This window comes from Adlercreutzia sp. DFI.6.23 (genome assembly GCF_024462535.1).
Taxonomy (GTDB): Bacteria; Actinomycetota; Coriobacteriia; order Coriobacteriales; family Eggerthellaceae; genus Adlercreutzia; species Adlercreutzia rubneri.
The window spans coordinates 1-977 of the sequence record NZ_JANGBP010000026.1; the positions used below are offsets into that span (position 1 = coordinate 1).

The 977-nt window shown below is 70.1% G+C and carries 1 protein-coding gene; it reads right to left on the reverse strand.

The features are described 5' to 3' along the window. Nucleotides 1-24: 24 nt before the first annotated feature. On the reverse strand, nt 25-977 hold a 953-nt coding region (locus NE591_RS12145; protein ID WP_256156732.1), incomplete at its 5' end, for a hypothetical protein.

Consider the following 977-nt stretch of genomic DNA (forward strand, 5'->3'; position numbering starts at 1 on the left):
TAATCCTCCTTTGCAGATTGTGGGCTAGGAGGAGGACTCCTCATCGTCTGAACTGGGCGACCTCGCGTAGAAGTCCCTGTATCGGAGCGTTTTCGGGTTGCGCATTGCCCGATCCAACACGAACGCCGCCTTTTCCATCTTGTCGCGGGGAGGGTTCATCATCACCCAGAAGAGGTCGAGGTAGCCGCCGAGCCTGGTGCGGTCGAACCCCGTGTGGGAGTCGAGGAACAGGCGCAGCAGATAGCAGAGCCGGTTGACCGCGGCGAGCGGGTTCTCCGGGTCGGGCAGGCGCTTGATGAGCTTGGAGTTGTGCCGCTCGCTGCGCAGGCCCAGCTCGCGGACCAGGCGGTTGTGGCCGTTCTCCATGTCGTGGACCAGCGTCGAGCCGCGCGCCACATGGCCCCCGAAGGCGGCGAGGGTGCGCGCGCCGCTGGTCTTGCCGAGCCCCTCGTCGGCGAACACCGACGCCCCGCTCCCGTCGCAGCCGATGCCGATGCAGTGCTTCCCCTTGGAGAAGCCGCCCGGGACCTTGGAGCCGTCGGGCATCCTCGGCTGGTCCGCCAGCGGCAGCGGGTACATCATCTCGTCGATCTCCACCCGGCCGGCCAGGGCGGCGCCCTCCTGCACCCCCTCCAGCACCGCGAGCAGCTTGGCGAGCCAGTACGGCGGCGTGGTGGCCGACCTGCGGCCCGACCGGGCCGCGCCCGCCAGGCTGCCGTAGGAGAAGACCTCGAGGAGGAACTCCGTCCAGTCGGCGACGGGCAGCTTGCGGCCGTCGAAGACGGTGCCGGTGGCCGGGTTGAACGCGCGGCCGCAGGACAGGCAGCGCCACCGGCGCACGCCGTTGGCGTCGCGCCCGTTGCCCTCGATCGCCGGCGAGCCGCAGCGCGGGCACGCGTCGCGGTCGTAGCCGTTGAAGAAATCGGCCTCGCCGACCAGGCCGGCGCCCGCGTGGCGGTAGCGGTACATGTCGCGGT